The following is an 11878-nucleotide window of genomic DNA, read 5'->3' as shown; positions in this document are numbered from 1 at the left end:
TTTCGCCAGATAATTAGAATTTTTTCAGGAGTACTCATTGCTCACCGTTGATAAGCAGGACGGCATCACTCTTAAGATTTCCCACGCTATGGCTTCGTCTAAAAAGTCAGATCTCGACCTCTATTTTTTCATCCCTGGCGAACTCGGCCTAACACCAGATGTACTCAAAGAGAGTGAGATTTACTACGAGTCGATCATTCAAAAAAGAGCCTACTTTAGTGACAAAACCCTTCTTCCACTCGTACACAGTCGATTGGCGAAACGGGGACGCCTTTCATCAACGCAGTACCGTGTAAGTTTGAGTTTGTTCGCCTATCAGTATGTGATTGCTCTAGACAAAGCAGTGAATGAACTGAACAAACACAATTCCGATGTCATCACGACAGAAGAAGTGGATGAAGTAATTGAACTTGCCTTAGATATCCTGAAAAAGCTAAGACGTAGTATCCCTTACGAAGAGAGCCTAAAGCGTTACTATGCCAACATCGACAATTACCTGTCTTGGTACACTGGCCAACGTTTTATGTCTCTCATCGCTCATATGCCACGTGATAGTGACTACAAGACGATCAAAGATCGGCTGTTAGCTATCGTCGAAAAAGAAGCAGCACACCGTAAGCTCAATAACTACAACTCAAAAAGTGTTCGTGACGACGTAACGCGACTCAGTAACAAAATGAGATTGCTACGCCGTTTGATTGAGCACCCAGTTGTATTAAACGCAAAAACTCAGTCGCTCGGCAAAAATATGAAGCGTGTTGTCAAAGGCTCGGCTACGGGTTTTGTTATGGTTTTCGTTACCATTACCGCCATTCTAGCGCGAGATTATTGGGGTGAAATCACGGTCTCTTTCATCATTCTGATGTCGTTTGTCTACGCTTTGCGTGAGATTTTTAAAGATGATCTTCGCGATGTGATGTGGCGGTGGATACGTAAAGGGCGGCCCAAGTGGCGTAAGTATTACCTAGACCCAACTACAAACAAAGCAGTTGGCCAGAAGCTTGAGTGGCTGGACTATAAGAACTTGCTCAAATTGCCTGATCGTATTCAGCTCATACGTAAAAAACGCGTTGTACAGCGTGAAGAACAGATCCTTCACTATCGTTCAGAAACAGAGATGTCGACCTCTAAGTTTATGAGTGGTTATGAAGAAACTCGCGAATCCATGATGTTGAGCATGCGACCATTTATGCGACTGATGGACAAGGGTTCAAATAAGGTTTACACGCTCAATAATAGCCAAGTCAGTAAAGAATCTGTCGAGAAACGTCATTTGATAAATCTAATTGCCAGAGAAGACAATCACAATGACGAACCCAACTATTATCGTTGGAAAATCGTGCTCAACAGAAACAAAATTGTTGCCATTGAACAGATGGAAGTGGATGACATTAGCCACCCATTCTCTTCAATGACAGAGTAAGTTGGAATTCTGCCATCGGTTCGTCGCCATGTAAGCTTGGGCAGATGGCAGTGATCTTCACTGGCTGATTAATTCGCTCTCCGGATTCCAGTGTTTCATCCAACATTTTGTCAATGAGTGCCCCATCGTTACACACAAAATGAACATCCCCTTCGGGCCTTTTAAGAAATTGCCCATCTACGGCTTTAAAGGCCAGAGACACTTTATGGCCTCTGTCTTGAGCTTTACTCATCGCCATAAAACCACCTGCCACATCGGCACCAATCGCCAACACACCAAAGTACATACTATTGAGATGGTTCTTCGTCTTTCTTTTTAGAGGTATTTTGATTTCGACTGAATCAGAATCCAGTTTGAGTATTTTAGGCCGGCACAACCAAATCAATGGTACTTTGAAAAATCCGAAAAGTTTGAGGTACAAATTGGCTTTAGCAAGTGGGGAGAGCATTTCACTGGTCCGACATGTTGTTATGTGTTTCTTTAGTTCATAACGAACAAAGGTTGATGTCAACATTTTGTTAACATCAACCTTTTGAAGTTATAGCAAAGTCACCTATTTTTGGGTTACGCCGTCACAACAACTTGAATATAAGTATGCTCAAGAACATATTCTTGTATTTTATTGTAGCTAGCGAGCCCACTACTCACGACCAATGCTGGCTTATTACTGTGATTTGCCGCTTTTACAGCCATATCAATAAGGTCGATTACAGCTTCGCTCTGAGGATCGAAAAGATGTTCCAATTCCTCACTGAGCCTGTCGACACCAAGTGTAAACTGAGTGAGATTCTCTAGGTTGATAACTAAGCCGTCGAAGTAATGCAATAAGCGCTCCGAGAGCAACGCTGCGGAAGGTACGTCAACGGTATACAAAACCTTCAACCCGTTTAAACCTCTTGGTAGCCCCTGCTCTGCCAGTAAATCAATGATCTTCGCTGCATCAGACAGTGCTCGGACAAAAGGCACAACAATCTCAACGTGAACACCCTGCTGCTGCAACGCCTTGATCACCTGACACTCTAGAGCGAATGCAGAACTAAACTTCGTTTGAGCATAGCGAGATACACCGCGTAACCCCAATGCTGGGTTGATTTCTTGTGCTTCAGCTTTCCCACCGAGAAGTGAGCTCAACTCATAACTATCAGCATTACCTAAAGCGACACGCACAGATTGATGGTTGGGCTTCACCGACTGCATAATTCGTTCAGTTAACGTGGCAACGAAATGTTCTTCCATCGAAACTTCGCCAAGTATCGCGTCAATGGAGCTGAGTTCAACGTCACTCAGAGTGGACTCAACATTTGTATAGCATGGGTGATAGAAAATATTTTCTGAGACTAAATCGGAAAGAGAAACAAAGAGGTGCGTGCTTTCTGATGACGATTCTTCACCCGGTATCGCATCACCTAAGTTAAGTTCTGAATGCAATTCACCTGAAGTATTAATGCTCATTACTGCTCCGTGCATTTTATTGTTTGATTCTTTCCTGAACATACCGATAGAACCAAAGTAAAACAAGCCCGAAGAGCATTTTTAGTAACCATAAGTGAATAATATTTCACTCACTATAGGTAGACACACTAAGAATGCAGATAAGAGGTTTATTCCTGCTGACGTTTCCGTTATCTTTACCGCTTCGCAATAAAAAGAACAGGCTATTGTATGCCACTCAAAACCGATGAATTAAGAACCCAGCCACTGGGTCCGATGCCGACTCCGGCTGAGCTTGGAAGCGCCCACCCAATTACGGACGATGTAGCGGAACGCATCGCTAAATCTCGCCGTCAAATTGAAAAAATTCTTATAGGGGAAGATGATCGCTTATTGGTGATTGTCGGCCCATGTTCTGTACACGATACCGACGCTGCTCTTGACTACGCTAAACGCCTGTCTGATATCCAAGAGCAATACAAAGACGAATTGTTTGTCGTCATGCGTACGTACTTTGAAAAGCCTCGTACTGTAGTTGGCTGGAAAGGCCTGATCACGGACCCAAATCTTGATGGTTCTTATGCACTCGAGACGGGCCTTAACAAAGCACGTAAGCTACTTCTAGATATCAACAAGCTAGGTCTTGCGACAGCTACTGAGTTCCTCGACATGATTACTGGCCAGTACATTGCAGACCTAATCACTTGGGGTGCGATTGGCGCACGTACCACTGAGTCTCAGATTCACCGTGAAATGGCGTCAGCGCTTTCTTGCCCTGTCGGTTTTAAGAACGGTACAAACGGCAACATTAAAATTGCGATTGATGCGATTCGCGCTTCTAAAGCCTCTCATTACTTCTATTCACCGGACAAAAATGGTCGCATGACTGTTTATCGCACAAGCGGTAACCCGTATGGCCACGTTATCCTTCGTGGTGGTGACAAAGGGCCGAACTTTGATGCAGAGTCTGTAGAAGCGGCTTGCCAGCAACTGGCAGAGTTTGAGTTACCTCAGCGCCTAGTGGTCGATTTCAGCCATGCTAACTGCCAAAAGCAACACCGTAAGCAACTTGATGTTGCACAAAACATTTGCGAACAGATCACATCTGGTAAAAATCAGATTGCGGGTATTATGGCAGAAAGCTTTATCATCGAAGGCAATCAGCCAATGAAAGACATCAACAACCTTACATACGGTCAGTCAATCACAGATCCGTGTCTGAGTTGGGAAGATACAGCAACAATGCTAGATATGCTGGCAGCTGCCGTTAAATCACGCGGTTAAACGAGAGGAATAAGAGTAATGCCATCTTTTGATATTATATCTGAAATCGATACGGTTGAACTTCGTAACGCAGTAGATAATGCATCTCGTGAATTGTCTACTCGCTTTGATTTCCGTGGTGTTGAAGCATCATTTGAAATGCAAAAAGATGAATCTGTGCGTTTGAATGCTGAGGGTGACTTCCAGCTTAAGCAAATGCGCGACATTCTACGCTCACACCTGACAAAGCGCGGTGTCGACGTCAATGCAATGGAAGCAAAAGCTGAAGAAGCATCAGGCAAGAACTGGCATCAAATTGTCGTATTCAAACAAGGTATTGATACGCCGACAGCTAAGAAAGTAGTGAAAGCAATTAAAGATGCCAAGCTAAAAGTGCAGGCATCCATTCAAGGTGAAAAGGTTCGGGTTACGGGTAAAAAACGTGACGATCTGCAATCAACCATCGCCATGATTCGAGAAGCTGATTTAGGCCAACCATTCCAGTACGATAACTTTCGTGACTAGCTAGCGCGTTGGATTATGATTTATCAAATAAGCCCGCGAATGCGGGCTTATTTTTACTAACTACCAACCACGCCTAACCTAATGTGCATATCACTATTCTTAAGCAACTTATATTGAGATGAATCTGGCGCGACCAAGACGACCACTCGTAAATTTTCGCTTTTTGCACTGGCCAACCTTTCCGACAAGCCCACGTCATCACGGTATTCTTCTCTCTCAGCATCTCTTCGAATTAAATCCACAAACTCAAACGGACAATCTTTGTCAAAGAACACAAGCTCTGCTTGCTGCATAATTCGCAGTGCTTTAAGAGGAAGAAGCTCGACATCATTCCCATAATCTATCCAAGTCACTGTGCCTTTGTCTTCGATCTGATTTTCAAATGTGCTCAGATACACACTCTCTAACTGCGAGCGCTCCGTTGCCAATTCAGTTTCTGGGTTGCTAAAGAATGATTCCCAAAACTTACGTCGTAAATCAACAGAAGGTAATCGCTGTTTGATGTCGTTCCGCTTTGATGCGCCGAAATCCGCAAGTAGTGACAGGTTTTGCGGCAAAGTAGCTTCAAACTGTTCTCTGATATTACGAACCAAAACTGGCGATGCCCCTCCACTGGAAATCGCAATCTGAATTCTCCCGCGATTTATCATCGAAGGCGTAATGAAGTCACAATAGGGCTGATCATCGACCACATTCACTAGTAAGCCCAATGCTTTAGCATCATGATAAACGCGATGATTGAGCTCTGGATTATCTGTTGTCGCCCATACTTGAATGTATTTGCGCTCTAACAGCTCTTCCGAATAAAAGTTCTGTATCCACAAACACTCGCCATCCTCCGCAAGTTTTTGTAGGTAAGACTCAACTTTGGGTGACACTATGGTGACGTTTGCACCTGCGCGAATCAGACTATCTACTTTTCGGCAAGCGACCTCTCCTCCCCCCACAACCAGAACAGGTTTGTCGGTAAGATTCATAAACAGAGGAAAATACTGCATTTCTATCCTTGGGCAATGATACGACCTATGTAGAAGATACTACCAAAGATGGGGCACATCGATAAACCCAACAATGGCAAACGCATAATTTATCACCAAATTTAATGTTATTTATAGAATTATGTTTTAAACCTTATGAAATGAACGAAATGTAAATATTGTGTAAACACTAACTTATAGAGAGTCTCTACGTTTGCACCATTAGTGTGATGTCTTGCACTATTTACATTCGCTTAACATTTGGTCATTCTAATTACAGGTCGGATTCGTAAATTCGTTTAATAAATCTTTTTAAATTATATATTTGAGAATTTACTGATCCTTTCCTACGCTTATAAACGGTTGATTTATATACAACTCAAAATTGAGTAATCAGCCAATAACTATTGAAACACAACAATTTTTTCATTCGTTGTATCAGGTGTTACCTGGTTTAACATGGATCATACAGGAAGGATACAAATGGCGAACAAACTAACACTTCTTGCTTCAGTAGTAGCTGCTTCGACTGCTCTTATGTCTACGAGTGCTTCTGCAGCAGATAGCACTCTGGATAAAGTGACTAAGCAGGGTTTCCTAACTTGTGGTGTAAGTACTGGTCTACCAGGATTCTCTAACCCTAACTCAAAGGGTGAATGGGAAGGCATCGACGTGGAATACTGTCAAGCTCTTGCATCTGCTGTACTTGGTGACAAATCAAAAGTTAAGTATGTGCCTTTAACCGCTAAAGAACGTTTCACCGCTCTGCAATCGGGTGAAATTGACGTTTTATCTCGTAACACAACATGGACACTTCACCGCGATACTGCTCTGGGTCTGAACTTTGTAGGTGTTAACTACTACGATGGTCAAGGCTTTATGGTTAAGAAGGACCTTGGTCTTAAGAGTGCAAAAGAACTCGATGGTGCTTCGGTTTGTGTTCAGTCTGGTACAACGACAGAGCTAAACCTAGCTGACTACTTCCGTAATAACGGTATGTCATACAAGCCTGTAGTATTCGATACAGCAGCTCAAACTTCAAAAGGTTTCGATGCAGGTCGTTGTGACGTGCTAACTACTGACCAATCTGGTCTATATGCACTTCGCTTAAACCTTCAAGATCCAAGTTCAGCTGAGGTACTACCAGAAATCATTTCTAAAGAGCCTCTCGGCCCTGTAGTACGTCAAGGCGACGATCAATGGTTCAACATCGCTAAGTGGACTCTTTCAGCAATGGTGAATGCGGAAGAGTACGGCATTTCCTCTAAAAATGCGGATGAGATGCTAAAATCTAAAGATCCAAACGTGAAACGTATTTTGGGTGTGGATGGTCCGAAAGGTAAAGGCCTAGGTATTCGAGACGACTGGGGTTACCAAGTTATTAAGCAAGTGGGTAACTACGGCGAAAGCTTCGAGCGTACTGTAGGTAAGGGTTCTCCACTACAAATCTCACGTGGTGTAAATGCACTATGGAATGCGGGCGGCTTTATGTACGCTCCACCAATCCGTTAAGCAAAACATAACAACAAAATGGGCGGTGTGAGCCGCCCTTTTTACAAAAAATGGATTTGAGGTTATAGCTGTATGAAACCTACTAATACTGTTGCGTCGAAGACGGATAACGGACCGACTTCTAACGCTAGCCTTTTATACAATCCCACCTTTCGATCGGTCGTATTTCAAATTATTGCGATACTGGCTCTGGTCTTTTTCTTCTACACGATTGTCAATAATGCACTGACTAACTTGGAAGCACGTGGTATAGCCACGGGTTTTGGGTTTCTGACGCAAGAAGCAGGCTTTGGGATTGGCCTAACGCTGATTGAATACGATGAAACTTATTCCTATGGCCGCACATTTATTATCGGCCTCCTCAACACTGCCTTAGTTTCTGTTCTCGGCATTATCCTTGCCACAGTTATAGGCTTTGTTATGGGTATTGCTCGTCTGTCATCAAACTGGCTAGTAAGTCGCCTTGCTGCTGTTTATATTGAGACGTTCCGAAATATCCCTCTTCTTCTACAGATCTTCTTCTGGTATTTCGCTGTCCTACAGGCGCTACCTTCTGCGAGACAGAGCCTCAGTCTAGGCGAAGCCATTTTCTTAAACGTGCGTGGGCTTTATTTCCCATCACCAATTTTTGAAGCTGGCTCATCAATTGTCATTGCTTCATTCGTGATTGGTATCATTGCCACTGTCTTTATCAGTATTTGGGCGCGTAACAAACAACGTCTTACAGGTCAGCAGACACCAATGGGACGAATTGCGTTGGGTTTGATTGTTGTCTTCCCAACTGTGGTTTACTTCCTAATGGGTTCACCTATCTCGGCAGAATATCCTGAACTTAAAGGCTTCAACTTTAAAGGTGGAGTTAGCATCATCCCGGAGCTGGCAGCGCTACTTCTGGCGTTGAGTATCTATACTGCGTCCTTCATTGCTGAGATTGTACGTTCAGGTATCAATGCCGTTAGCCATGGGCAAACAGAAGCAGCAATGTCACTTGGCTTACCCCGCTCAAGAACATTGAAGCTCGTTATTGTTCCACAAGCACTGCGAATCATCATTCCACCTCTGACAAGCCAATATTTAAACCTGACCAAGAACTCATCTCTTGCGATGGCAATTGGTTATCCAGACTTGGTCTCTGTGTTTGCAGGTACAACGCTCAACCAGACAGGTCAGGCAATTGAAATCATTGCGATGACAATGGCCGTTTACCTCTCATTGAGTTTGATTACCTCAGCTCTGATGAATATCTATAACCGTAAAGTTGCTTTGGTGGAGAGATAGCATGAAAGTACATCAATTTCAGCCAGATCTGCCACCACCAGCTAATACGGTCGGTGTGGTCGGGTGGCTACGCAAAAACCTATTCAATGGCCCGGTAAACTCTATCCTTACGGTTGTCTTAGCGTATTTAGCGATATCACTTCTGTGGACAGTGTTTGATTGGTCAATCCTTAAAGCAGATTGGGTCGGAACCACACGCGATGCATGTACACGGGATGGAGCATGTTGGGTGTTCATCAGTGTTCGCTGGGAACAGTTCATGTACGGCTTCTACCCTCAGGAAGAGCTGTGGCGCCCTCGCCTATTTTACTTCACGTTAGCCATTTTCACTGTGTTGCTTGCGTATGAGAAAACACCGAAACGTCTTTGGATTTGGCTGTTTTTCGTCAACATCTACCCATTTATTATCGCGGCACTGCTGTACGGCGGCGTATTTGGGCTAGAAGTTGTAGAAACACACAAATGGGGCGGATTGCTGGTTACGCTAATCATTGCGTTGGTCGGTATCGTTGTGTCTCTGCCTATTGGTGTAGCACTGGCGCTGGGTCGACGTTCAGAAATGCCAATCATTCGAAGTATCTGTACCGTCTACATCGAGGTTTGGCGCGGTGTACCGCTCATCACAGTTCTGTTTATGGCGTCGGTAATGCTGCCATTGTTCCTTGCAGAAGGGTCTGAAACCGATAAACTTATCCGCGCTCTCATTGGTGTGGTTATGTTTAGTGCTGCGTATATGGCGGAAGTCGTTCGTGGTGGCCTACAGGCAATACCTAAAGGACAATATGAAGCAGCCGATGCGCTCGGGCTAAGCTACTGGAAGAAAATGGGGCTGATTGTTCTTCCTCAAGCTCTGAAAATTACGATTCCATCAATCGTTAACACCTTTATCGGTTTGTTTAAAGACACAAGTCTAGTACTTATCATTGGTATGTTTGATGTACTAGGTATAGGTCAAGCTGCTAACACTGACCCTGAGTGGTTAGGGTTTGCAACAGAAAGTTATGTATTTGTCGCGTTAGTGTTCTGGGTATTTTGTTTCGGCATGTCGAGATATTCGATTTGGCTAGAAAACAAACTTCATACCGGTCACAAACGATAATCAGAAAGCTCAAGGACGTATTATGACGCAACAACAAGATTACATGATCCAGATTAAGGATATGAACAAGTGGTACGGAGAGTTTCACGTACTGAAAAACATCAATCTTGATGTTAAAAAAGGCGAAAAAATCGTTATTTGTGGCCCGTCGGGCTCAGGTAAGTCGACTATGATTCGCTGCATCAACCGCTTGGAAGAGCACCAAAAAGGTCAAATCATCGTGTCAGGCAATGAGCTTACGGAAGATTTGAAGAATATAGAAGCAGTGCGCCGAGAAGTCGGCATGTGTTTCCAACACTTTAACCTCTTCCCTCACCTGACCGTTCTGGAAAACTGCACATTGGCGCTAATTTGGGTGAAGAAGATGCCTAAGGAAGAAGCCAAAGCGATTGCAATGAAGTACCTAGAGCGGGTTAAGATCCCAGATCAAGCGGAGAAATACCCAGGTCAACTATCTGGTGGTCAGCAGCAACGTGTAGCTATCGCTCGTTCACTATGCATGAGCCCACAAGTGATGCTGTTTGACGAACCAACGTCTGCACTTGACCCAGAAATGGTACGTGAAGTATTGGATGTTATGGTAGAACTCGCTGAAGAAGGGATGACCATGCTCTGTGTAACTCACGAGATGGGTTTCGCGAAAGAAGTGGCTGACCGAGTTATCTTTATGGATGCTGGCGAGATAATTGAAGAGAACAATCCTGTCGATTTCTTCGAAAATCCTCAGTCAGATAGAACACAAAACTTCCTTGCTCAAATCTTAAGTCACTAAGAAAAAAGAGCAAATTTTTAAAGAGGCGATTTAGATCGCCTCTTTTTATTTGTTATATTGTGTTACATCTTTCAAAATACATAACTTTGTATTTCTATTATCATTTACTCTACTGCATGCATTGATAGGGCTTGATTTTTTCATTGTTCGCCCTCATAAATGTAGTTATAAACATAAAACCTTTACGAGGAAGATTATGAACAGTCCTATGTTTACCCGCACTTCGAATCAAGAAAGTGCTCTACAAACCAATAAGGTATTGCGTAACACCTACGCTCTACTTTCTATGACGCTCTTATGGTCAGCGGTTGTTGCTGGTGTATCTATGGCGATGAATCTACCTCGCCCAGGTATCATCATTATGCTTGTTGGCTTCTATGGCCTACTTTACTTGACTGAAAAGAATCGTAACAACAGCATGGGTATCGTGTTTACATTTGTGTTTACCGGTTTCTTGGTTACACCATTGGCCCTCTTCTGAATGCTTATATTGGCGCAGGTATGGGTGATGTGGTTCTAACAGCTCTTGGCGGCACAGCGCTTTCATTCATGGCCGCTTCTGCATACGCTCTAACAACGAAGCGTGATCTGTCTATGATGGGCGGTTTGATGCTTTCTCTATTTGTTGTACTAGTTGTAGGCATGATTGCAAGTTTCTTCATTCAGTCAACGATCTTACACTTGGCTCTAAGCAGCTTGTTCATTGTGTTCTCTACGATGGCAATTCTGATGACAACTCAGGGCATCATCCGTGGTGGCGAGACTAATTACATCTCTGCAACGGTTACTCTTTATGTATCTATCTACAACATCTTCATCAGCCTACTTAGCATTCTAGGCATCATGAATGACGATTAATTCGTAGACTTAAGTTGATTAAATAAAGCCCGGAAGGTGAAACTTCCGGGCTTTTTCTTTTCCTACATATTGTTGTCCCAACCTAAGCTGCGCTACCCTATTCTATATCTGAGTTTTTGAGACCTATAATAATGTTTGAATACAACGGCAAATCAATCGAAACTGATGCACAGGGTTACCTACTCGATCATACTCAGTGGGAAGAAGGCATGATTCAGATCCTTGCAGAACAAGAAGGTATCGAACTGACTGAAGCTCATTTGGAAGTTGTCCACTTTGTTCGAGAGTTTTATGAAGAGTTCAACACATCCCCAGCTGTGAGAATGCTAGTGAAAGCCATGGAAAAAGCGCATGGCCCTGAGAAAGGCAATAGTAAATACCTTTTTAAGCTGTTTAAGCAAGGCCCTGCTAAACAGGCAACCAAGCTCGCAGGTTTACCAAAACCCGCGAAATGCTTGTAAATATCAAAGAATTTTGAATCCGCTAAACGGTTTATAAGACATTGGCTCTGAGACTACTGAATCAACATGTGACGTCTTAGGGCCATCTTCCAACCACTTTGCCATGTCGGCTATTTGTTCTTCATTACCACACACCACCACTTCAACATCTCCATTGTTCAAGTTCTTCGCATAGCCTGTTAAGCCCAGTTTCATGCCATAGTGGGAGGTGTGATAACGAAAGCCAACGCCTTGAACAATGCCAGACACTGTGAACTTCTCGCACTTTTGATTCATAAC

The 11878-nt window shown here is 43.5% G+C and carries 12 protein-coding genes and 1 pseudogene; 9 read left to right on the top strand and 4 right to left on the bottom strand.

The annotated features are described in order from the left end of the window. Nucleotides 1-37: 37 nt before the first annotated feature. On the top strand, nt 38-1423 hold the full coding sequence (locus tag VIC_RS20305; RefSeq protein ID WP_006962129.1) for a hypothetical protein: 1386 nt from the start codon (nt 38-40) through the stop codon (nt 1421-1423). On the opposite strand, the gene VIC_RS20300 is transcribed toward VIC_RS20305, so the two are convergent. After that, entirely contained in the window at nt 1392-1871 is a 480-nt protein-coding gene (locus VIC_RS20300; protein WP_019276483.1) for a DUF4442 domain-containing protein, read from the bottom strand. The genes VIC_RS20305 and VIC_RS20300 overlap by 32 nt on opposite strands. Nucleotides 1872-1987: 116 nt before the next feature. After that, nucleotides 1988-2875 carry a putative PEP-binding protein gene (locus VIC_RS20295; RefSeq protein WP_006962127.1) on the bottom strand — a complete coding sequence of 296 codons (888 nt, stop codon included), beginning with the start codon at nt 2873-2875 and terminating at the stop codon, nt 1988-1990. A 210-nt stretch (nt 2876-3085) separates the two neighbouring features. On the opposite strand from VIC_RS20295, the gene VIC_RS20290 reads away from it, so the two are divergent. Beyond that, on the top strand, nt 3086-4138 hold the full coding sequence (locus tag VIC_RS20290) for a 3-deoxy-7-phosphoheptulonate synthase (protein ID WP_039952371.1): 1053 nt from the start codon (nt 3086-3088) through the stop codon (nt 4136-4138). 18 nt (nt 4139-4156) lie between these two features. Continuing rightward, nucleotides 4157-4642 carry a YajQ family cyclic di-GMP-binding protein gene (locus VIC_RS20285; protein WP_006962125.1) on the top strand — a complete coding sequence of 162 codons (486 nt, stop codon included), beginning with the start codon at nt 4157-4159 and terminating at the stop codon, nt 4640-4642. 56 nt (nt 4643-4698) lie between these two features. Here the strand turns inward: VIC_RS20285 and VIC_RS20280 are convergent, their stop codons facing one another. Next, nucleotides 4699-5640, bottom strand: a complete 942-nt coding sequence (locus tag VIC_RS20280; protein WP_006962124.1) for an NAD(P)-dependent oxidoreductase — start codon at nt 5638-5640, stop codon at nt 4699-4701. A gap of 462 nt (nt 5641-6102) precedes the next feature. Between VIC_RS20280 and VIC_RS20275 the strand changes: the two genes are divergently transcribed. The 6 genes and pseudogenes from VIC_RS20275 (at nt 6103) to VIC_RS20250 (ending at nt 11599) form a co-directional block, all read left to right on the top strand. Continuing rightward, on the top strand, nt 6103-7131 hold the full coding sequence (locus VIC_RS20275; protein ID WP_006962123.1) for an amino acid ABC transporter substrate-binding protein: 1029 nt from the start codon (nt 6103-6105) through the stop codon (nt 7129-7131). A 72-nt stretch (nt 7132-7203) separates the two neighbouring features. Beyond that, a complete protein-coding gene (locus VIC_RS20270; protein ID WP_038163946.1) occupies nt 7204-8409 on the top strand; it encodes an amino acid ABC transporter permease in 1206 nt (401 codons plus the stop codon). 1 nt (nt 8410) lies between these two features. Then, nucleotides 8411-9508, top strand: coding sequence for an amino acid ABC transporter permease (locus VIC_RS20265; protein WP_006962121.1), 1098 nt, complete (start codon nt 8411-8413; stop codon nt 9506-9508). 22 nt (nt 9509-9530) lie between these two features. After that, nucleotides 9531-10280, top strand: a complete 750-nt coding sequence (locus VIC_RS20260) for an amino acid ABC transporter ATP-binding protein (protein WP_006962120.1) — start codon at nt 9531-9533, stop codon at nt 10278-10280. A gap of 196 nt (nt 10281-10476) precedes the next feature. Beyond that, a pseudogene (locus VIC_RS20255) lies at nt 10477-11138 on the top strand (Bax inhibitor-1/YccA family protein). A gap of 131 nt (nt 11139-11269) precedes the next feature. After that, complete coding sequence (locus VIC_RS20250; RefSeq protein WP_006962117.1) at nt 11270-11599, top strand: TusE/DsrC/DsvC family sulfur relay protein; 330 nt, start codon at nt 11270-11272, stop codon at nt 11597-11599. 3 nt (nt 11600-11602) lie between these two features. On the opposite strand, the gene yccX is transcribed toward VIC_RS20250, so the two are convergent. After that, entirely contained in the window at nt 11603-11875 is a 273-nt protein-coding gene (yccX, locus tag VIC_RS20245) for an acylphosphatase (protein ID WP_006962116.1), read from the bottom strand. Nucleotides 11876-11878 lie beyond the last annotated feature (3 nt).

It is taken from the genome of Vibrio coralliilyticus ATCC BAA-450, assembly GCF_000176135.1.
Lineage (GTDB): Bacteria > Pseudomonadota > Gammaproteobacteria > Enterobacterales > Vibrionaceae > Vibrio > Vibrio coralliilyticus.
Note: the sequence above shows the minus strand (reverse complement) of the source record. Positions and strands in the feature narration are given on the sequence as shown.